Origin of the sequence: Mesorhizobium sp. M1D.F.Ca.ET.231.01.1.1 (assembly GCF_003999155.2) — a bacterium.
Classification (GTDB): Bacteria; Pseudomonadota; Alphaproteobacteria; order Rhizobiales; family Rhizobiaceae; genus Mesorhizobium.
In genome coordinates, this window is record NZ_RZOZ02000001.1 from 257,581 (window position 1) to 276,201 (window position 18,621).

Annotated in this window: 18 protein-coding genes, 1 pseudogene and 1 riboswitch; of the genes and pseudogenes, 9 read left to right on the forward strand and 10 right to left on the reverse strand. The window is 64.3% G+C overall.

The features are described 5' to 3' along the window. The first annotated feature begins 36 nt into the window (after positions 1 to 36). From EN874_RS01255 to EN874_RS01290, 8 genes are all read left to right on the forward strand, one after another. Positions 37 to 1,431: a type II and III secretion system protein family protein gene (locus EN874_RS01255; protein WP_245513470.1), complete on the forward strand. Its 1,395-nt coding sequence runs from the start codon at positions 37 to 39 to the stop codon at positions 1,429 to 1,431. Positions 1,432 to 1,435: 4 nt separating this feature from the next. Continuing rightward, positions 1,436 to 1,711, forward strand: a complete 276-nt coding sequence (locus tag EN874_RS01260) for a hypothetical protein (RefSeq protein ID WP_127428162.1) — start codon at positions 1,436 to 1,438, stop codon at positions 1,709 to 1,711. A 12-nt stretch (positions 1,712 to 1,723) separates the two neighbouring features. Then, positions 1,724 to 2,932 (forward strand): response regulator/pilus assembly protein, encoded by a 1,209-nt coding sequence (locus EN874_RS01265; protein WP_126088864.1) that lies wholly within the window; start codon positions 1,724 to 1,726, stop codon positions 2,930 to 2,932. Beyond that, entirely contained in the window at positions 2,929 to 4,350 is a 1,422-nt protein-coding gene (locus EN874_RS01270; RefSeq protein ID WP_127428163.1) for a CpaF family protein, read from the forward strand. The genes EN874_RS01265 and EN874_RS01270 overlap by 4 nt, the downstream gene beginning before the upstream one ends. Positions 4,351 to 4,353: 3 nt before the next feature. Then, on the forward strand, positions 4,354 to 5,319 hold the full coding sequence (locus EN874_RS01275; protein WP_168247335.1) for a type II secretion system F family protein: 966 nt from the start codon (positions 4,354 to 4,356) through the stop codon (positions 5,317 to 5,319). Position 5,320: 1 nt separating this feature from the next. Beyond that, positions 5,321 to 6,283 (forward strand): type II secretion system F family protein, encoded by a 963-nt coding sequence (locus EN874_RS01280; protein ID WP_127428164.1) that lies wholly within the window; start codon positions 5,321 to 5,323, stop codon positions 6,281 to 6,283. Between the two features lie 329 nt (positions 6,284 to 6,612). Continuing rightward, positions 6,613 to 7,089, forward strand: a complete 477-nt coding sequence (locus tag EN874_RS01285) for a tetratricopeptide repeat protein (RefSeq protein ID WP_127428165.1) — start codon at positions 6,613 to 6,615, stop codon at positions 7,087 to 7,089. Between the two features lie 374 nt (positions 7,090 to 7,463). Next, positions 7,464 to 8,636 (forward strand): GGDEF domain-containing protein, encoded by a 1,173-nt coding sequence (locus tag EN874_RS01290; RefSeq protein ID WP_127428166.1) that lies wholly within the window; start codon positions 7,464 to 7,466, stop codon positions 8,634 to 8,636. 12 nt (positions 8,637 to 8,648) lie between these two features. Here EN874_RS01290 and gcvP read toward each other — a convergent pair whose 3' ends face one another. Genes gcvP through gcvT form a run of 3 tightly spaced genes read right to left on the reverse strand, consistent with a single transcriptional unit; the run spans position 8,649 to position 12,949 of the window. Further along, positions 8,649 to 11,459 (reverse strand): aminomethyl-transferring glycine dehydrogenase, encoded by a 2,811-nt coding sequence (gcvP, locus tag EN874_RS01295; protein ID WP_127428167.1) that lies wholly within the window; start codon positions 11,457 to 11,459, stop codon positions 8,649 to 8,651. A 16-nt stretch (positions 11,460 to 11,475) separates the two neighbouring features. Further along, positions 11,476 to 11,844, reverse strand: coding sequence for a glycine cleavage system protein GcvH (gene gcvH / locus EN874_RS01300; RefSeq protein WP_126088870.1), 369 nt, complete (start codon positions 11,842 to 11,844; stop codon positions 11,476 to 11,478). A gap of 7 nt (positions 11,845 to 11,851) precedes the next feature. Beyond that, complete coding sequence (gene gcvT, locus EN874_RS01305; protein WP_189394088.1) at positions 11,852 to 12,949, reverse strand: glycine cleavage system aminomethyltransferase GcvT; 1,098 nt, start codon at positions 12,947 to 12,949, stop codon at positions 11,852 to 11,854. A 152-nt stretch (positions 12,950 to 13,101) separates the two neighbouring features. Then, positions 13,102 to 13,188, reverse strand: a riboswitch (glycine riboswitch). Positions 13,189 to 13,424: 236 nt separating this feature from the next. Between gcvT and EN874_RS01310 the strand changes: the two are divergent. Then, positions 13,425 to 13,799, forward strand: a pseudogene (locus EN874_RS01310) (hypothetical protein); the annotation flags it as partial. Here EN874_RS01310 and EN874_RS01315 read toward each other — a convergent pair. The 7 genes from EN874_RS01315 to gfa form a co-directional block, all read right to left on the reverse strand. After that, the gene (locus EN874_RS01315; protein WP_127428237.1) at positions 13,796 to 14,239 is read right to left on the reverse strand and encodes a GNAT family N-acetyltransferase; all 444 of its coding nucleotides are present in this window, start codon (positions 14,237 to 14,239) and stop codon (positions 13,796 to 13,798) included. The pseudogene EN874_RS01310 and the gene EN874_RS01315 overlap by 4 nt on opposite strands. Next, positions 14,226 to 15,017: a molybdopterin-binding protein gene (locus tag EN874_RS01320; protein WP_127428169.1), complete on the reverse strand. Its 792-nt coding sequence runs from the start codon at positions 15,015 to 15,017 to the stop codon at positions 14,226 to 14,228. Before EN874_RS01320 ends, EN874_RS01315 begins: the two co-directional genes overlap by 14 nt. 1 nt (position 15,018) lies before the next feature. Further along, on the reverse strand, positions 15,019 to 15,888 hold the full coding sequence (locus EN874_RS01325; RefSeq protein WP_127428170.1) for a cytochrome b/b6 domain-containing protein: 870 nt from the start codon (positions 15,886 to 15,888) through the stop codon (positions 15,019 to 15,021). A gap of 101 nt (positions 15,889 to 15,989) precedes the next feature. Then, a complete protein-coding gene (locus EN874_RS01330) occupies positions 15,990 to 16,667 on the reverse strand; it encodes a DUF1345 domain-containing protein (RefSeq protein WP_127428171.1) in 678 nt (225 codons plus the stop codon). 25 nt (positions 16,668 to 16,692) lie between these two features. Further along, positions 16,693 to 17,148, reverse strand: coding sequence for a YaiI/YqxD family protein (locus tag EN874_RS01335; protein WP_126088877.1), 456 nt, complete (start codon positions 17,146 to 17,148; stop codon positions 16,693 to 16,695). A 31-nt stretch (positions 17,149 to 17,179) separates the two neighbouring features. After that, positions 17,180 to 17,929 (reverse strand): hypothetical protein, encoded by a 750-nt coding sequence (locus EN874_RS01340; protein WP_127428172.1) that lies wholly within the window; start codon positions 17,927 to 17,929, stop codon positions 17,180 to 17,182. A 108-nt stretch (positions 17,930 to 18,037) separates the two neighbouring features. Then, positions 18,038 to 18,607 (reverse strand): S-(hydroxymethyl)glutathione synthase, encoded by a 570-nt coding sequence (gfa, locus tag EN874_RS01345; RefSeq protein WP_127428173.1) that lies wholly within the window; start codon positions 18,605 to 18,607, stop codon positions 18,038 to 18,040. Between the last annotated feature and the right edge of the window lie 14 nt (positions 18,608 to 18,621).

Below are 18,621 nucleotides of genomic sequence, written 5' to 3' on the forward strand. Positions count from 1 at the left end.
TATCGGACGACGAGAGGGCTGCGCCTTTTGCGTGCAATGGCGGCGGGCGCCTTCCTGGCAGCCGCCGGATTGCTTGCCTTTGGGGCGCCGGCCCAGGCAAACAACGACGTCGTCTACGTCTCGGCGACCAGGAATGCCTCGATCAAAGTCGCCAAGGGCAAGCCCAAGACGATCATGACGAGCGCCGCCTTCTACCAGATTGTCATCGGCGACCCGGAGATCGCCAACGTCAATCCGCTGACCGACAAATCCTTCTATGTGCTGGGCAACAATCTCGGCACCACCGGCATCGCGCTGTTCGACCAGAACAAGCAGCTCGTCGGTACCATCGACGTCGAGGTGACGCTGGACACCGATCAGCTCGCCAACACCATCCGCGCCAGCGTGCCGGATGCCAACATCAGGGTCGGTTCGGCCAATGGCCGCGTGGTGCTGTCGGGCGTGGCTGACGACGCGGTCGCGGCCGACAAGGCGAGCAAGATCGCGTCACGCTTCTCCGGCAACGAGGAGGTGATCAACTCGGTCAACATCTCGTCCTCGCAGCAGGTCCAGCTCAATGTCCGTTTCGTAGAGATCAACCGCCAGGCGGGACAGGACCTCGGCGCCAAATACGGGGCCAACTTTGCCTTGGGCATCGGCGGCCGCGACGTCATCATCGATCCAGGCACTGTGCCGACGGCCGGCACCGGCGAGATCATCGGCCGGTTGCTCTCCAACGGCGTTTCGATCGACATCGCCATCAAGGCGCTGGAAGAGCGCGGTCTCGCCCGGCGGCTGGCCGAGCCGAACCTGATCGCCCGCTCGGGCCAGACGGCGAGCTTCCTTGCCGGCGGCGAGTTCCCGATCCCGGTTTCCGAGGACAACGGCAAGATCAGCGTCACCTACAAGAAATACGGCGTCGGCCTGGATTTCACGCCGACCGTGCTCAAGGACGGACTGGTGAGCCTCGATATCGCGCCAGAAGTGTCCTCGATCGACCCGTCCGCCTCCATCGAAGTCAGCAGCGGCATTTCCATTCCGGCCTTCATCGTGCGCCGCGCCAAGACTTCGGTGGACCTGAAGAACGGCCAGAGCTTCATGATCGCGGGTCTTTTGCAGTCGCAGAACGACATCACGACCTCGCGTTTGCCGGGGCTCGGCAAGCTGCCGGTGCTCGGGCCGCTGTTCTCCTCGAAGTCCTATCAGCGGCGCGAGACCGACCTGGTGATCATCGTCACGCCCTACCTGGTCAAGCCGGTCGACCCGTCGAAGAAGATGGTCGAACCCACCGACGGAACGCGGCCGGCAAGCACTGCCGACTACTTCCTGAACAACACCGAGGAAGTGAGCGCCTCGGCGCCCAAGCGCCCGCTGGCCTTGGCCGACGGCAGCGCCGCGCGTCCGGTGGCCGCAACGACATCCGGCCATTTCCTCGATCTGCCGAAGGACTGAAGCCATGCGTCTGGTTCCTTGCATCGCCCTGCTGCTCGCCGGCGTCCTCGCCGGTTGCACCAGCGACGACTATGTGCGCACCGAAGGCGTGACACCGGCCGCCGGCAATGCGCAGGCGTCCAACACGGTCATGCAGATGGTCGACCCCTGGCGGTACGGCGTCCAGAACACCAGACTTCTGGTGCCGGCTCAGAGCACGAGCTCCACGGCCACTGCTGTCGGCGCCAAAGCCGGCTCGGCGCCGGACTCAACGACGTCGGCATCAACGACATCAAACTGACGGGCTGACGACATGGCATCCGGCACCAAGAAGATCCTGCTCGTTTCAACCGACCGGGCGTTTTCGCAGGATACGCGAACGGCTTTCGCGGCCTCCGAGGTCATCGAGCTTTTGACGGTCGAGAAAAGCGTCAACGAGCTTCGCGGCGAAGTCCAGGAAACCGATTTCGGCGCCGTCATCGTCGACATGGACGCGGCCAAGCTCGAGGAGATCGAGTCGCTGCAGCGCATCATGCGCCGGCTGGAAGGCCGCGTTCCGGTGGTCGTCGTCACCCAGGAATTCAATGCGGCGGCCGTGCGCATCCTGGTGCAGCTCAAGGTCGCCGACTTCCTGGTCAAGCCGATCACCACCGCCGACCTGGTACGCTCCGTCATCCGCGCGCTGCAGGGGCCGGGGCGAGAGGAAAACACCGAGTCGCAGATCTACACCTTCATGCCGGCCGCCGGCGGCGTCGGCACCACCACGCTTGCGCTCCAGACTGCCTTCCAGCTGCATCATTCGGTGACGCGCGGCGCCTCGACCTGCGTCGTCGATCTCAATTTCCAGCAAGGCGCCTGCGCCGAATATCTCGACCTCGAGCCGCGCTTCGACATCACCGAAATCGAGAACCAGCCCGAGCGCCTCGACCGGCAACTGCTCGACGTCATGCTCTCCAAGCATGCGAGCGGGCTATGCGTGCTTGCAGCGCCTACGCGTCCCTCGGAAATGCGCTCGTTCAAGACCGATGTCGTGGTGCGCATGCTCGACCTCGTCTCGGCCTATTTCGACAATGTCGTCATCGACATGCCGCGCACCTGGTTCCCGTGGACCGAGACGGTGCTACTCGGCTCCAACAAGCTCTATATCGTGGCCGAGATGACGGTGCCTTGCCTGCGTCACACGCAACGTCTCATCCAGGCCATCTACGAGACGGCGGGCAGGGAAGTGAAGCCCAACGTCATCGTCAACCGCTTCGAGCAGAAGATGTTCGACAGCGGCATCAAGCAGGCCGACGTCCAGGATATTCTCGGCGAGCACTTCGTCGGCGGCATCTCCAACAACTACCGGCTGGTGCGCGAGGCCGTCGATCGTGGCGTGCCGCTGCACGACATCGATCCCAACGCCAATGTCGTCAACGACCTGAAGAAGATCATCCTGCCGGAGGAGGCGGTGACGACGACGGCAAAATCGAGGTCGCTGTTCGGCCTCGGCAAGGGCCTCCTGAAGAGGAAAGCGGGATGAGCAGCCGGTTCTCCAACCTGCAGAATCGCGACGCCCTTCCGGCTCGGCCGCCCGAACCCGTGTCCGTTGCGCACCATGCCGTGGTCATTCCCACGACCCGCAAGGCGGCGGCGCCGAAGCCGGAAGCGGCGCCCGCAAAGAGCGCCAACAAGGTGCTCGACGCCCGCGTGCGCATCCACCGCATGCTGCTCGAGGAGATCAACCTTGTGGCGCTGGAGCGCCTGCCCAAGGACGAAATGCGCCGCCAGGTGCACGAGTTCGTCTCGGAAAAGACCCGCCAGGAGCGGATGGCGATCAACACCGCCGAGCTCGACGCGCTGGTCGACGACATCGTCGACGAGATGGTCGGCCTCGGCCCGCTGGAGCCGCTGCTCAAGGATCCGGAGATCAACGATATCCTGATCAACGGCCATCAGAACTGCTTCGTCGAAAAACGCGGCAAGCTGCAGCAGGTGCACATCCCGTTCAAGGATGAGGCGCATCTGCTCCGAATCATTAACAAAATCGTCGCCGCTGTCGGCCGCCGCGTCGATGAATCGGCACCGATGGTGGACGCCCGCATGCTCGACGGCTCGCGCTTCAACGCAGCCATCCGGCCGGTCGGCGTCGACGGGCCGCTGGTGTCGATCCGCAAATTCTCCAAGAACAAGCTCGGCCTGCACAAGCTGGTCGAGTTCGGCGCCATCACCCAGAACATGGCCGAGGTGCTGGCGGCGGCCGTGCATGCCCGCAAGACCACGATCATCTCAGGCGGCACCGGCACCGGCAAGACGACGATGCTCAACGCGCTGTCGGCCTTCATTCCGGAAGACGAGCGCCTGATCACCATCGAGGACGCCGCCGAGCTGCAACTGCAGCAGCCGCATGTCGCGCGCATGGAAACCCGCCCGGCCAACATCGAAGGCCATGGCGAATTGAAACAGCGCGACCTGGTCAAGAACGCACTGCGCATGCGGCCCGACCGCGTCATCCTTGGCGAGTGCCGCGGCGAGGAGGCTTTCGACATGCTGCAGGCGATGAACACCGGCCATGAAGGCTCGATGGCGACCATCCACGCCAACACGCCGCGCGACGCTATCTCGCGCCTCGAGCAGATGCTCGGCATGACCGGCATGCCGATGACGGTGCAGTCGATCCGCAGCCAGATCGCCAGCGCCCTCGACATCATCGTGCAGCTGACTCGCCTGTCCGACGGCAAGCGCAAGGTGACCAGCGTCGCCGAGGTGACGGGCATGGAAGGCGACGTCATCCAGATGCAGGAGATATTCCGCTTCGTGCGCACCGGCATGGAGGCGGACGGCAAGATCATCGGTCATTTCGAGGCGACGGGCATACGCCCGCGCTTCCTCGAGGACCTGCGCAACATGGGCATCGAATTTCCGGGCAAGTATTTCGAACCCGGTCGGCCGCAGGAGTAGCCGGTGCTTGAGGGATTCGGCCCGATCTACGCCGTCTACGCCGCGGCGGCGCTCACCGGCATCATGATCGCCGAAGGCTGCTACCTGCTCTATGCCGGCCGCAGCGACAAGCGCACGGCGATCAACCGCCGCATGAAGCTGGCGGAGAACAAGATCAGCCAGGAGCAGGTGCTGATCCAGCTGCGCAAGGAGCGCGGCGTCGAAGATGGCACGCCGCTTTTTTCCTTCGATCGCTTTCGCGCCTTGCGCACGCAGTCCGGCATGATCATGCCGCTGCCCAAATTCCTCATGATCACGTCGGGTGTGGCCTTCGCGCTGGCGCTTGTCGCCGTCTGGTACGGCCTGCCGCTGCTCTTCGGCCTGGTCCTGCTTCTCGTGCTGCTGCCGGTCCTGCCGGTGATGGTGTTGCGTTTTCTGCGCAAGCGCCGGCACAAGCGCTTCGGCGTGCAGTTGCCGGAGGCGCTGGAGCTGATCACGCGCGGCCTCAAAGCCGGCCACCCGGTGCCGGTGGCGATCGCGATGGTGGCGCGCGAGATGGCTGATCCGATCGGCACCGAGTTCGGCGTCGTGGCCGACGAGGTGACCTATGGCTCCGATCTGGTTTCGGCGCTCAACAACCTGTTCGACCGGGTTGGCCACGAGGACCTGCCGCTGTTCGTCACCGCCGTGTCGATCCAGAGTAGCTCCGGTGGCAATCTGCGCGAGATCCTGGATGGGCTGTCGTCGACGATCCGCGAGCGCGGCAAGCTGCGGCGCAAGGTGCGAGCGATTTCGACCGAGGGCCGCATGTCGGCCTATATCCTGACCGCCGTGCCGGTGCTCCTGTTCACCGCCATCATGGTGCTGATGCCGCAGTTCTACCAGGATGTGTGGGGTATACCGAAGACCTGGTACATGCTGGGCGGCTCCGTCCTGTGGCTGCTGCTCGGCAACGCCATCATGTTCAAGATGTCGAATTTCAGGTTCTGAGATGGAAGACGTCATCCGCTTCCTCGCCTCGCTCGCGCCGACATCGCTGATGCCGGTGGCGGCGCTGCTGCTGGTGATGGGCGGCGGCGCGATGGCGTGGCCGCTGGTCGTCGCCAAGGGCGATCGCAACGAGGTCAAGCGCCGGCTGAAGGTCGAGGTGGCGGAGCAGGTCCAACCGGCCGAGCCGGCGCCGAAAAAGAACACAAACGCCGTGCGCGAAAAGGCGGTGAGGCGGGCGCAGGAATTCTACGCCAAGAGCGATCCGGAAAATGTCGCGCGGCTGCGCATGAAGCTCATCCAGGCCGGCTACATGGAGCCGCGCGCCGTCGGCATGTTCTTCCTCATCCGATTTGCCACGCTGGTCGGAATGGCGCTTGGCGCGTTCCTGGTCAACCATTGGGGCGCCAGCGCCGAGTCGACCATGACCAGCCGCTGGACCTTCGTCATCCTGTCCGGTGCGGCCGGCTATTTCCTGCCTGGTCTGGTGCTGACGCAGAAGGTGCGGGAAAAGATGCGCGAATACCGCAATGGCTTTCCCGACTTCATGGATCTGATGATCGTCTGTTCCGACGCCGGCATGAGCATGGAGGCCGGCATCGAGCGCGTCTCGAAGGAACTCGCCAAGACCTATCCGTCGCTCAGCCAGAACCTGCAGCTGGTGTCGCTGGAGCTCAGGGCCGGCCGCAGCCTGGATGACGCGCTGAAGGCGCTCGCCGACCGCCTCAGCCTCGACGAGGTGCGCTCCTTCGCGACGCTCTTGCAGCAGTCCAAGGAGCTCGGGACCAGCCTGTCGGGCGCGCTGCGCGTCTTTTCCGACGAAATGCGCCACAAGCGCATGTCGCTTGCCGAGGAGAAGGCGCATGCCTTGCCGGCCAAGATGTCGGTGCCGGTGACGGTGTGCATCCTGCCGGTGGTGCTGATGGTCGCCATTATCCCGATCGTGGTGAAGCTGACGTCGCACTGAGGATCCAGGTGAGGCCGGCTTGCACATGGCGGCTTTCTGCGCTTCCGGCTTCGCCGGCCGAGGCATTTGTGAGAATGGCGTGGCAGTTAAGGCTACGGCCGGCGTAGGCCGGCGCTCACGTAATTTAAGTACGCCCCGCCCCGGTTCTCGAAATCCACCATTTTCGACTCGGCCTGACCTGAATCTGGGCAGATCTCAAGGGCGGTACTGTTAACGCATCCTTTGCACGCAACCGAAATTTAGGCGCATTTCGGCACCGAAGCTTAATCGCTATGCCTTATGGTCCTTGCTGAAGAACGACCCGGCAAATCGGGCGATGGGGCAGGGGCATGCGTCACAGACTTCACACGGCAGCGGCGGCGTTGGCAGCCGTCTTGATGATCACCGGCTGCACAACCAACAACAACAGCGTCGACACGACCAAGACCACCGCGATCCAGCCGACGACCAAGGACGTCAGCGCCGGCGACCTGGTGGAGGGCAAGGCGCAGTTCCGCGAGGCGAATTTCGGCCTCGCCGAGCAGCATTTCCGCAAGGCGGTGGAACTCAAGGCTGACAATGCCGAAGCCTGGCTGGGGCTTGCCGCTTCCTATGACGAGCTCGGCCGTTTCGACTTCGCCGACCGCGCCTATGCCCAATTGCTGAGGGTCGCCGGGCGCCAGCCGCAGATCATCAACAATATGGGCTATTCGCAGCTTCTGCGCGGCAACAAGAGGAAGGCAAGGGCGCTGCTGCTCGAAGCCAAGGCCGGCCTGGCCGACCAGACCGTGGTCAATGCCAATCTCGCGCTGCTCGACAAGAGCTAGAGCCCATCCGGCTTGGATTGAATCGCTCCGCCCGAATTCACCGGTCACCGGGCGAACGTCGTTTCTGCGAAACGGGATAAGTTCCATCAATCAAAGCGACAGGCGGATTTCGCCCGCTTGTTAGCCGGCTTACCAAATGTACGTCACCGGTCGAATGCCGCTTTTTTGCGCGGGTCTCCTCGCGCTCGTGAATAGAACTGTTTCAATATAAACCAAAAATTTCTAGTCTTCGCGCCTGCCGGGTGCAGTAGTGGATGCTTTGTAAACCTTGTCGGAAGGTTGGGTCGAAAGGTTAGCTGAAAACGGTATCGGCGTGCCGCCGTTAACCTAGAATGTCGCGTAACGGACGACTCCCAAGAGGCTGCGGCTCAACAATGTTGGATTTTAGTTCGCTCTTGCTCGCGGCGGCGCTGTCGGGCACGTGCCTCAGCGTCACCATGCTCGCGATCTGGTTCACCGCGCCGCGAGCGCGTTTCGTGCTCACGGTCGCCTGCGGCATACTCGTGCTCGTTGCCCATGTCGTCCTGTTCTGGCGCTATACCAAGGATGCCACCCCGTGGCTTTGCCAGATCGTGCTTGCGCTGCTCAGCCTGGGGTTCCTCGTCATCTGTCTGTCGGCGATGCAATATCTCGGCATCCGCAATTATCGCCGTGCCATCGGCCCGGCGGTGGCAGCCATGGCCGCCTGCGCCGTCGTCACCTATTTCGGCTTTGACGGCGTCGGCTTCCTCATCACCTATTCGACGGTGACGGGGCTGCTTGCCGCGATCGGCGCGATGTTCTGGATGAAGGGCGACCACGACCGCCGGATCCTGCTGGTCGTCTCGTTCCTCAGCGGTGTCTGCGGCTTGTCCTTCGCGCTGTGCGGGCTGGTGCTGCTGGCGCAAGGGCAATGGGTTCTCGGCGCCGCGCCCGACAATTGGGCCGAACGGCTGAACACCGTCGTGGCAGTGGCCTGCATGACCGGCCTCGGCGCGCTGACGCTTTCGCTGCATCATCTGCAGGCGCAGATCGAGCTCAAGGCCGAGACCATGACCGATCCGCTGACCGGCCTGATGAACCGCAGGGCGCTCAGCGAGCTTTACGGCGATCGCAGCTTCGGTCCGTTCATGGCGATCGCGATGTTCGATCTCGATCATTTCAAGACGACCAACGACGTCTTCGGCCATCCGGTCGGCGATCAGGTCCTTTGCCGCTTCGCGGCTGTGATCAAGAAATATGGCAGGGCCGGTGTCGACGCCTTCCGGCTGGGCGGCGAGGAGTTCGCGCTCGTCATGTCGCGCATGACGCCCGAAAAGGCGCATGACATGGCAAGCAGGATCGGCGTCGCCTTCGGCACCGAAATCGTTCCGACCCATCGCGGCCCGCTGCGCAGCAGCGTCAGCGGCGGCATGGGATTTGGCGCCGCCGATGGCCGGACCCTGGACGAAGTGCTGGCGGAGGCCGATGCCGCGCTCTACGCCGCCAAGCGGGCCGGGCGAAACCGCGTGATCGTGGAACGCAAGGCGGGCCAGCCCGACGCCGGGCCGGCCCTGCGCTCGGCCTGAACTTGTTGTCCGCTATTCGGCGGCGCCGAGATATTCCGACAGCGGCGGGCAGGAGCAGACCAGGTTGCGGTCGCCTGCGACATTGTCGATGCGCGACACCGGCGGCCAGTATTTCGCCGACAGATCGACGTCACCGACTGGATAGGCTGCCTCGAGCCGCGAGTAGGGATGCGTCCACGCACCGGCCAGCGCCTCGGCCGCCGTGTGCGGGGCGTTGACCAGCGGGTTGTCGTTGAGCGGCCACTCGCCCTTCGCCACCTTTGCCGCCTCGCCGGCGATCGCAATCATCGCCTCGCAGAAACGATCGAGCTCGCCCTTGGGCTCCGACTCGGTCGGCTCGACCATCAGCGTGCCGGCAACCGGGAACGACATGGTCGGCGCATGGAAGCCGTAGTCGATGAGGCGCTTGGCGATGTCGTCGACGCTGATGCCGGCGCTTTCCTTCAGCACGCGCGTGTCGAGGATGCATTCATGCGCGATGCGATCGCTCCGGCCCTTGTAGAGGAGCGGGAAATGCGGCGCGAGCCGCGTCGCCACATAGTTGGCCGAAACGATCGCCGTCTCGGTCGCCTGCTTCAACCCGGACCCGCCCATCATGCGGATATACATCCAGGTGATCGGCAGGATGGAGGCGCTGCCGAACGGCGCGGCCGCCACGGCATGCACCGAGCCCTCGGTGACATGACCCGGCAGATAGGGCTTCAGATGCGCCCTGACGCCGATCGGGCCGACGCCCGGGCCGCCGCCGCCATGCGGGATGCAGAAGGTCTTGTGCAGATTCATGTGGCAGACGTCGGCGCCGATGTCGCCGGGGCGGGCGAGACCGACCAGAGCGTTGAGGTTGGCGCCGTCGAAATAGACCTGGCCGCCATGCTCGTGGATGAGGGCGCAGAGATGGCGCGCGCCTTCCTCGTAGACGCCATGCGTCGAGGGATAGGTGAACATCAGCGCCGCGAGATTCTTGGAATGTTCGTTGGCCTTGGCCCTGAGGTCGTCCATGTCGATACTGCCGTCGTCGGCGCAGCGCACGACAACGACGCTCATGCCTGCCATCGCCGCGCTGGCCGGATTGGTGCCATGCGCGGACGAGGGGATCAGGCAGACGGTGCGATGACCTTCGCCACGCGCGCGGTGATAGGCGCGGATGGCGAGCAGGCCGGCATATTCACCCTGGCTGCCGGCATTGGGCTGCAGGCTGACGGCGTCGAAACCGGTGATCTCCGACAGCCAGGCTTCCAGGTCGCCGGCCATGGCGCGATAGCCGGCCGAATGGCTGGCCGGCGCGAAGGGGTGCAGGTTGGCGACATTCGCCCAACTCACCGGCATCATCTCGGCGGCGGCGTTGAGCTTCATCGTGCAGGAGCCGAGCGGGATCATGGCGCGGTCGAGCGCGAGGTCCTTGTCGGCCAGTCGCCGCAGGAAGCGCATCATCTCGGTCTCGGAATGGTTTTCGTGGAAGACCGGCTGGGTAAGAAACTCCTTGCCGCGCGGCTTGCCCGGCATGGAGTCGGCTTCCACCGCGCCGGGCTTGGCGCCGAACAGGGCCGCGATCGCATCGAGGTCGGCCTCCGTCGACGTCTCATCGAATGCGATGCTGATCCTGTCGGCATCGATGACGCGCAGCAGCCGGCCGGTCTTTTCGGCGGCGGCTGCTATTGCCGCGGCCTTGCCCTTCACGTCCGCCGTTACCGTGTCGAAGCGGTGTGCGCCGAGGGCGGCAACGCCCGCTGCCTTCAGCCCCGCCACAAGGCGGTTGGCAAGGGTGTGGACGCGCTCGGCGATCGCCTGCAGGCCGGTCGGCCCGTGCCAGATCGCATAGGCCGTCGCCATGTTGGCGAGCAGCGCCTGCGCGGTGCAGATGTTGGAAGTGGCCTTGTCGCGGCGGATGTGCTGCTCGCGCGTCTGCAGGGCGAGACGATAGCCGGGGCGGCCCATGGTGTCGGTCGACTGGCCGACGAGGCGGCCGGGCATCAGGCGGGTCAGCTTGTCGGAGACGGCGCAATAGGCGGCATGCGGGCCGCCGAAGCCCATCGGCACGCCGAAGCGCTGCATGGGACCGACGGCGATGTCGGCGCCGAGCTTGGCCGGCGCATCGGTCAGCGTGAGCGCAAGCGGATCGGCGATGAAGACGACCAGCGCGCCGGCGGCGCGGGCCTTCTCGATCGCGGCCTTGTGATCGCCATAGACACCGAACGTGTCCGGCCAGGAGACGAGCAGGGCGGCGGTGTTGTCGTCGATCGTCTCGCCGTCGATCTCGATGCCGAGCGGCTCGGCGCGGGTGCGCACGACATCGAGCGTCTGCGGATGCGGCGTGCCGGCAAGCGCCACCTTGGTGCGCTTGTCGCGGTGATGGCGCAGCGCGACGCCGACCGCTTCGGCAACGGCGGTCGCTTCGTCGAGCAGCGATGCCGACGCCACCGGCAGGCCGGTCAGCTCGGCGACCAGGGTCTGGAAATTGAACAGCATTTCCAGGCGGCCCTGGCTGATCTCGGCCTGGTAGGGCGTGTAGGCCGTGTACCAGGCCGGATTCTCGAACAGGTTGCGCTGGATGACCGGCGGCACAAAGACGCCGTGGTAGCCGGCGCCGATGAAGCTTTTCAGCACCTTGTTCTTCGCCATCATCGCCGACAATTCGGCCAGCGCTTCAGCTTCGCTGGCCGCGGCCGGCAAGGCGAGCGGCTGGTCGAGGCGGATCGACCTTGGCACGGCCTGGCTGATCAGCGTCTCGACGGATGGCACGCCGATGGTGGCGAGCATGGCCCTGACATCGTTGACGCTGGGGCCGATGTGGCGGGCCGAGAAAGGAACGGGTGCTGCGGTCATTTCTAAAATCCTGGTATCAGCCGATATGGGCTTTGTAGGCGGCCTCATCCATGAGGCTGTCGAGCTGGCTTGCGTTGGAAAGCTTCATCTTCCAAAGCCAGCCGTCGCCGGACGCCGCCGAATTGACCAATGAAGGGTCGGACGACAGCGAGGTGTTGGCTTCGATGATCTCGCCGTCGACCGGAGCATAGACATCCGAGGCCGCCTTGACCGATTCCACGACCACGGCAGTGTCGCCCTTGGCGAGCTTGCGGCCGATTTCCGGCAGTTCGACAAAGACGAGATCGCCGAGCTGCTCCTGCGCGTAGTCGGTGATGCCGACAGTGGCGACGCCGCCTTCGACGCGCAGCCATTCATGGTCTTCAGTGAAATAGGTGTTTGCCATCGGGAATTCATCCTTTGCGGTAGCGATGTGGCGTGAAGGGAAGCGATAAGACGTCAACCGGGATTTTGGTCCCGCGGACGTCGGCGAACAGTCTGGTGTCGGGCTTGGCTAGCGCGGTGTTGACATAGCCCATGGCGACGGGATGGCCTGTCGAGGGGCCGAAGCCGCCCGAGGTGACGTGGCCGGCCGGATTGCCGTCGGCATCGACCAGCGCAGCACCCGCGCGCACTGGCTGGCGACCATCGGGCTTGAGGCCGACGCGCTTCTGCGACGGGCCGCGCTCGAGAATCGAGCGCAATGCGTCGGCGCCGATGAAATGACCCGAAGCGCGGACCTCCTTGGGGATGGCCCACATCAAACCGGCGCTCGCCGGGTCGATCTCCGGGGTGAGGTCCTGACCGTGCAGGCAGAGCCCGGCCTCCAGCCGCAGGCTGTCGCGGGCGGCAAGGCCGATCCATTGCACGCGCTCGTCCTGCAGGAGCTTGGCGACGAGATCGCGGGCGTCCGCCTCCGGCAGGCCGATCTCGAAACCGTCCTCGCCGGTGTAGCCGGAGCGGCTCATGAACCAGTTCTGCCGGGGCTCGACACCATGCATGAACAGGAGCGAGCCGGTTTCGATGCCGGCCCGCGCGAGGGCCGCCCAGGCATCCGGTCCCTGGATCGCCAGGAAAACCCGGTCGAGCGGTTCCAGGTCTGCGTCGAAATCCGCGGCCAGCGCCTGAAGATGCTTTTCGTCCTCAACGGCGTTGCCGGCATTGGCCACCACCATGAAGCGGTTGTCGCCCAGCCGGGTGACGATCAGGTCGTCGATGATGCCTGCCGCCTCGTTGAGGAAGAAAGTGTATTTGGACTGAGAGATTTCCAGCGCGGCGGCGTCAAGCGGGCAGGCGCGGTTCAGCAGCGCCGCGGCACCCGGACCGCTGACCGCAAAAAGCTTCATATGCGAGATGTCGAAAAGGCCGGCATGCTCGCGCGCGTGCAGGTGCTCCTTCATCACACCCGCCGCATAGGTCAGCGGCATCGACCAGCCGGCGAACGCGCCGAAACGCGCGCCAGCGGCGTGGTGCAGATCCTCGAGGGGTAGGTGTTTGGTGTCTTCGCCGATCATGTCTTCTCCAGAGTCGCACGCGATCGACCGCCATTGGCGGCCCATTCGGTGCCCCTCTGTCTGAAGCCTGAGAGACTCGCGCCCCGTAACTCTGTCGGCAGCGCTTACACCTTCGGCGCGGGAAGATTCCCGACTTTCCAGAGTTGTCTTTCCCGCTCACGGTTCTTTTGCCTGAGAGATTTCGGGCGATTTCCCCTTCGGCGACAGCTTTCGCTGTTCTCTCCCGCAAACAGGTAGGACTCAGTCGCCTGAGTCCCCGACGCGCCATCCATAGCCCGTCGGCGACACCTTGTCACCTCCCAGCGACATCAAAGGTACGTCGATCGTCAGGTGACCTGAATCTCGACCCACCTTGAGCGCCCCGCCGACAAGTCTTCGCTAACCACGCCATTTGCCGGTTTCTCAAGACACTTCTGGTATGCCTCTCGAAACGACGCATCGAATTCGCCGGCAACAGGCGAAGGGCAGGGATGTCATGTGCTCGGCCGGCTACGAGCCGCCGACGCGCGAGGCGGCGCTGCGCCACGAGACCTTCCTCGAGCATGCCGATCCGGAGATCGGCGGCTTCTTCAGCCGCATGGTGTCGGGCCGGCTGGCCGGCATCCTTGGAGCCTACCACTCGCCCGCCGACATCGAGGCCGACTGGGAGGCCAGGAACCTGGCGGCCGAGGCGCTCGCGCGCCGCGCCGAGACGATCGACGCCGGCGAGGCCAAGTGGCTCGCCGAGCGCATTGGTGGCGGCCAGCGGCCGCTGCGCGACAACGAGCGCGCGCTGCTGACATTGATCAAGCATGCGTCACCGGAAATCCATCCGGCGCTCAAGCCGCTGCTGGATAAGGTGGCCTAACCTTCCGCTGCCATCGTCTTGCAAAGGATGATGTTGGAATGGCCTTCAGGCCATCCGGCGAATTCGGTCATGCGCTCGAAGCCAGCCTTTTCATAGAAGCCCGGCGCCTGAAAATCATGCGTCGAAACCCAGATACGCCGTACCCCTCGGCCGGCAGCCTCGGCGACGAAGGCATCGAGCAGGTTCTTGCCGTAGCCCAGCCCTCGACAGGCGTCATCGACCCACATCAATTTGAGCTCGGCGATCCCCGCCCAGGAATAACCGGCGGCGAGGCCGACTGCGCGTCCGGTTTCGCCCCGCAGCGTAAAGACGAGACCCCGGTCGTCACCGCGGCGTATGAGGCGCCGGTTGTCTCTGTTGAGCTGTTCCTCGATGGCGTCGAATTCGGCTGACGGACGATCGTGCTCGGCCAGCAGGCGAGGGACCTCAGATTCCGCCATACCAATCGTAGCCATTGTCCTCCCAATAGCCGCCGCGGCCACCGCCGACATTGGCAAAACTGTCGACCAGCTCGATCTTGTAGAGGTATTTGGGCATCTTGTAGCCGAGCTGACGCTCGACGCGCACGCGCAGCGGCGCGCCGTTCTCGACCGGCAGGGGCTTGCCGTTCACACCATAGGCGAGGATCGTCTGCGGGTGGCGGGCATCGATCAGGTCGATGGTGCCGTAATATTTGATGTCGCCCGACAGGCTTTGCTCGATCGTGTCCAGGCAGTGGAACATGACGTAACGCGCCTGCGGCTTGACGACGGCCTGGTCGAGCACCAGCGCGAGCGGCGTGCCGGTCCATTTGGTGATGCAGCTCCAGCCTTCGACGCAGTCGTGGCGCGTGATCTGAGTGCGGCTCGGCATGTTCTGGAGCTGTTCGCGCGTGAGCGACAGCGGTTTTTCGACAAGGCCGGTGACCTCCAGGCGCCAATCGGCGAAATTGTTGGCGAGCAGACCCTTGTAGGTATCGTCGTCGGGCGCGGTGACGCCGTTCGGCCGCTGCGGCTGGCGGATGTCGGCCTCGGTGAATTCCGGCGCCAGCGCGTCCCGGCCGGCAAGCAGGCGTTGCGCGCGCCAGGTCAGGCCGTTGGCGTTTTCGAGGAAGCTGCGCAATCCGCCACCGATGCCGAGGCCACCGTCGAAGGCATCGCAGCCGGACAGCGCGATGCCGGACAGGCCCAGGCTGGCCGCGGTCAGAAACTTCCGGCGATTTATCTGGAATTTTGCCATGTCAGGCGCTCCTCTCGGCCGGCTCGTCGTGCTTCGCGGGCGGGTCGGTGCGGTACCAGCCGGTGATGATCGAGCGCAGCTCGTTGATCGGACCGGCTGCCACGATCATCAGCATGTGGATGATGAAGAACAGGACGAGCAGGACCATGACGGAGAAGTGGATGGTGCGCGCCGTCTGCCGGCCGCCCAGGACTTCATTGAGCCAGGGAAGCACCGAATTCATGCTCGGCGACATCGCAAGCCCGGTGATGATCATCAGCGGCAACAGCACGAAGAGCACGCCGCCATAGGCCATTTTCTGCAGCGTGTTGTATTCGCGGGTGTGGTGGAATTTCAGCTTCGCGTGGTCGATGATGTCGCGCGGCAGCTTGCGCAGATCCTCGACACGCGGCGCCAGGTCGCGACGGATATGGCCGTTGACGAGGCCTGCGATCAGCCAGACCAGCAAGGTGGCCGAAAGCACCCAGGCGAAGAAGAAGTGCACGACGCGCGCTGTGCCGAGGTCGTAATAGGAGGGGATGGTCGCCCAGGCCGGGAAGGCGCGCGGCGTCTCCTGTCCGGCAGGACCGGACCAGCCGAGCACGCCGGTGGTATCGAATCGATGGCCGAAGATTTCGGTGAAGCCGCGCGGGCCGTTGTCGGTGTTCTCGGCACCGATCTGGAGGATCGTGTTGTTGTAGGCGAAACCAGATTCCTTGCCGATATAAAGCTGCGGACGCGCGTTGAAGATCTGCAGGCCCGAAAGCAGCATGAAGAACAGCGAGAAGGCCCATATCCAGTGGGTGAGGCGCGTCCAGCGCGACTGCCGGTGAATCAGTGTTGCGTCCTCGGTATCCGCTTCGGCGGTTGGGCTTGTGGCAGCAGAATCCATTCCATCCTCCGGCCGCGCCACCCGACACGGCTCTTTCAGATCATTGTCTTTCCCCTAATACGTCGCTGCGCAAGGTGATGTTTCACCCGATCACGGATTTATTACGGGGCGCCCAGGCTGACCGCGAGGTTGACCGCGGCGGCAACGATCGCCGTGTTGAAGAAGAAGGTCAGGATCGAATGGACGAGCACGACCTGGCGCATGCGCGAGGTGGTGATTGCGGTATCAGCCGTCTGCGCGGTCATGCCGATGACCGTCGCGAAATAGAGGAAGTCCCAGCCTTCCGGTCTTTTGTCGCCGGGAAAATCAAGGCCACCAACCGGCATCTTGTTGTTGGTTTTCTCGTCGATCTCGATGCCATCCATCCAGTAGACATGCGCATAATGCAGCGCCGCCATGGCATGGATGGTGAACCAGCCAAGCGGGATCGACAGCATTGCGAACAGAATCTCCAGCGAATGCGCGCTGCTCTTCTGGTTGATGAGCTGGAACAGCGAGCCGATGGCGACGCCGACCACGAAAAGGGTAACGGCGAAGATCAGCAAAACCGGCAGGTCGGTGGCGCGCGCATTCTTGCTGAGGTAGCGGCCGGTAAGCCTTGGCATCAAGGCCAGGACCAGAATGATGAAGGTCGCGAAGAACACGTTGGCGCCGATCGAGTAGGGAAGCGGCGCTCGCAAGAGCAGCGCAAGAAGCAGCGCGACGATGCCAATGGCTGCGGCCAGGGCGAACTGCATGTGCCGATGCATCGGCGTGTCGACGGATGTATCGTCACCCATGGCCGGCCTCTGACAGGCGTTTGGATCAGTCGGGTGTGACGGATTTGAGCGCCCGCCGCAAGATGCGGTCGAGCTCGCCGAGGAAGTTCGACCTGTCCTTCTGTGTGAAAGCGGCATTGAAGCCCCGGCTTTCGCCGGTTTCGCGCAGGTGTTGCTTCAGATCGCGCATCGCCACCGCCATGCCGATGGTCTCCCGCGTGAAGGGGCGGCCTGTGGGTCCCAGCACATGCGCGCCGAGCGCCACCGTGCGCGCGGCAAGCGGGATGTCGGCCGTCACCACGACGTCGTTCGCTCTGGCATTCTCGACGATCCAGTCGTCCGCGGCATCCGCGCCCTTGGAGACGACGACATTGCGGATCATCGGGTCGCGCGAGGGCCGCAGCCCGCCATTGGAGACATAGGTGACGGCGACGCCATGGCGTTCCGCCACCTTTTCGACCTCGGCTTTGACCGGGCAGGCGTCGGCGTCGACATAGATCATGATTTCCCGGGCGATCGGCTGCTCCTGGCGGCTATTTGTCTGCCGGCGCCAGTTCAACCAGCAACCGGGTGACGATCATGTCGCGCAGCACGACGCCCTCGGGCGCCCTGGCCGGCGTAACCGCCACCAAGCGGGCTGTATTCTCGCTTTGCATTTTCCGCAAGGCTTCGACGTTGCTGGCGGTGTCGGCGATGGATTTGTCGGAGAACCCGCCGATCTTCAGGATCGCCGACGGGTTCGACCCACGCAGCGCGTCCATCAGCTGGTAGGTCTGGTCGGGGTTCCTGGTGTCGGTCAACTGCGCCAGCACGACGCTGCCCTTGGCTGAGGCGACATACTTGCCGGCAGGGTCGATGACCACTACCGACATGTCGGGATCATGCTGCGACAGAACCCTGATGTACTCGGCGATGACCGGCGCCTGGTAGTAGTCGCCGCGGCCGAGTTGCAAGGTCATGCTCACCGGCTCTCCCGGCGCCAAATTGCGGTCGACGTTTTCAAGTTGGACAAAGTCGCCCTTGGCGACGAATTCGCCTTCCACGATGGAGGAGCTGATCGGAACCGGGTCGATCGTCTTCTTGGCCTCCTCGCGGAATTTGGCGCCCCAGCCGCCGGGCGCGGTGAACTCACTGATATCGCCGGAAACCACCCCATAGGCGAGCAGCGGAATGATCATCAGGGCGATCAGCGTCACGCTGTCGCCCAGTGAAAAGCGCTTGATGCCATAAGCCAATACGAGCCCGACGACGAGCACCGCCGTCGCAATCAAGAGCGCCTGCATGAACCCTCCGGTTGCCGTCTCGGGACGGGAAGCCGCGGGCGATCATCCGATCGCCCGTCGGCACGCTCCATAAGGTATTTCACTCAGGGCAGAGCTGGTTCCGCCGCGTCAGGCCGCCAGGGCGCCGGACTTCTTGGCCGTCCAGGTGGCGATGTAGTCCATCAGGCCGGGATTGAGGCAGTCATAGGGCTCGAGCCCGATCGACTTCAGCTGGGCGCGGATGCCGTCCATGCGACTTGGGTCAACGCCGGATTCGATGATCGAGGAGACAAAAGCGGCGAAGCCCGGCGGCGACCAGCCGTCCTCCTCGAAGCGCTCGGGGTGAAGGAAGGTCAGGCCCTTGAAGGGATGGTCGCGCTCGACCGGGCCGTGCATGTGCACGCCGCAGCTTGTGCAGGCATGGCGCTGGATCAGCGCCGCCGGGTCGACCACCTTCAGCTTGTCGCCATTCTCGGTGACGGTGACGTCGCCGGTGCCGGCAACGGCAACCACCGAGAACACCGCGCCGTCCGGCTTCCAGCATTTGGTGCAGCCACAGGCGTGGTTGTGGGCGATCTGGCCCTTGACCTTCACCTTCACCGGATTGCTGGTGCAGGCGCAGACCAGCGTGCCGCCGGAAAAGCTCGCGCTTTCCTTGGGCAGGCCGTTGTCGATCTTCGGATGCAGTTTTTCCGCCATTCGTACTTCCTCCC

Coding starts and splice junctions, on each gene's coding strand:
- EN874_RS01255 (WP_245513470.1), top strand. CDS start 37: ATGGCGGCGGGCGCCTTCCTGGCAGCCGCCGGATTGCTTGCCTTTGGG.
- EN874_RS01260 (WP_127428162.1), top strand. CDS start 1,436: ATGCGTCTGGTTCCTTGCATCGCCCTGCTGCTCGCCGGCGTCCTCGCC.
- EN874_RS01265 (WP_126088864.1), top strand. CDS start 1,724: ATGGCATCCGGCACCAAGAAGATCCTGCTCGTTTCAACCGACCGGGCG.
- EN874_RS01270 (WP_127428163.1), top strand. CDS start 2,929: ATGAGCAGCCGGTTCTCCAACCTGCAGAATCGCGACGCCCTTCCGGCT.
- EN874_RS01280 (WP_127428164.1), top strand. CDS start 5,321: ATGGAAGACGTCATCCGCTTCCTCGCCTCGCTCGCGCCGACATCGCTG.
- EN874_RS01285 (WP_127428165.1), top strand. CDS start 6,613: ATGCGTCACAGACTTCACACGGCAGCGGCGGCGTTGGCAGCCGTCTTG.
- EN874_RS01290 (WP_127428166.1), top strand. CDS start 7,464: ATGTTGGATTTTAGTTCGCTCTTGCTCGCGGCGGCGCTGTCGGGCACG.
- gcvP (WP_127428167.1), bottom strand. CDS start 11,459: ATGACCGCAGCACCCGTTCCTTTCTCGGCCCGCCACATCGGCCCCAGC.
- gcvH (WP_126088870.1), bottom strand. CDS start 11,844: ATGGCAAACACCTATTTCACTGAAGACCATGAATGGCTGCGCGTCGAA.
- EN874_RS01315 (WP_127428237.1), bottom strand. CDS start 14,239: ATGGCGGAATCTGAGGTCCCTCGCCTGCTGGCCGAGCACGATCGTCCG.
- EN874_RS01320 (WP_127428169.1), bottom strand. CDS start 15,017: ATGGCAAAATTCCAGATAAATCGCCGGAAGTTTCTGACCGCGGCCAGC.
- EN874_RS01325 (WP_127428170.1), bottom strand. CDS start 15,888: ATGGATTCTGCTGCCACAAGCCCAACCGCCGAAGCGGATACCGAGGAC.
- EN874_RS01330 (WP_127428171.1), bottom strand. CDS start 16,667: ATGGGTGACGATACATCCGTCGACACGCCGATGCATCGGCACATGCAG.
- EN874_RS01335 (WP_126088877.1), bottom strand. CDS start 17,148: ATGATCTATGTCGACGCCGACGCCTGCCCGGTCAAAGCCGAGGTCGAA.
- EN874_RS01340 (WP_127428172.1), bottom strand. CDS start 17,929: ATGCAGGCGCTCTTGATTGCGACGGCGGTGCTCGTCGTCGGGCTCGTA.
- gfa (WP_127428173.1), bottom strand. CDS start 18,607: ATGGCGGAAAAACTGCATCCGAAGATCGACAACGGCCTGCCCAAGGAA.